Source organism: Corallococcus sp. AB049A (assembly GCF_003668885.1).
In the GTDB taxonomy this organism is placed as follows: domain Bacteria; phylum Myxococcota; class Myxococcia; order Myxococcales; family Myxococcaceae; genus Corallococcus; species Corallococcus interemptor.
In genome coordinates this window covers 1-596 of sequence record NZ_RAWL01000902.1, presented here as the reverse complement: position 1 = coordinate 596, position 596 = coordinate 1, and the positions used below count along the sequence as shown (strand labels likewise).

At 62.8% G+C, this 596-nt stretch carries 1 protein-coding gene; it reads left to right on the top strand.

What is annotated here, in order from left to right; translation table 11 throughout:
- On the top strand, positions 1-596 hold a 596-nt coding region (locus D7X55_RS40145; RefSeq protein WP_147470456.1), incomplete at both ends, for a HipA domain-containing protein.

The following is a 596-nucleotide window of genomic DNA, read 5'->3' as shown; positions in this document are numbered from 1 at the left end:
GCCATGGCCCGGCGGCGGATTGACCCGCAGTACATCTCGCCAGCTGCTCGATTGGCTTTCATTGCCGATCGGGCCTGGGGCGCCTTGAGCTTCCGCCCGGCCATGGAGGAGGAGGTCGAAGGGGAGGTGTCCCTGGTGGCTTTGAGTGAGGAGGTGGAGGCTGCAATCGAAGGGATGCTGGACGACGTCTCCAACGAGTTGCTGACCGCCGGCAGTTCTCCCCAAGGCGCTCGACCGAAGCTCATGCTCGATCTGGATGCCGGCATGAAGCAAGCTCGCACGCGCTCCCGAACCCCTTCGCCTGGCTACGCCTCTTGGCTGATCAAGTTTGCGGCGCGTGATGAGCCGCTTGATGCGCCGATACTGGAACAGGCCTGCATGGAATGCGCTAGGGAGGCGGGAATCGCGGTGATGGATAGCAGTTTGCTGGACATCAATGGTCAGATCGCGTTTGCCACGCGACGCTTCGACCGCGCGGGGCCGCATCCCACCTTCTGCCACACCCTTGGAGGGTTGATGCACTTCTCGCACAGACAGATCGGCCTGGACTACGTCAACATCGCGCAGGTCATGTCGCGTCTAGGCATGTCCGGAGC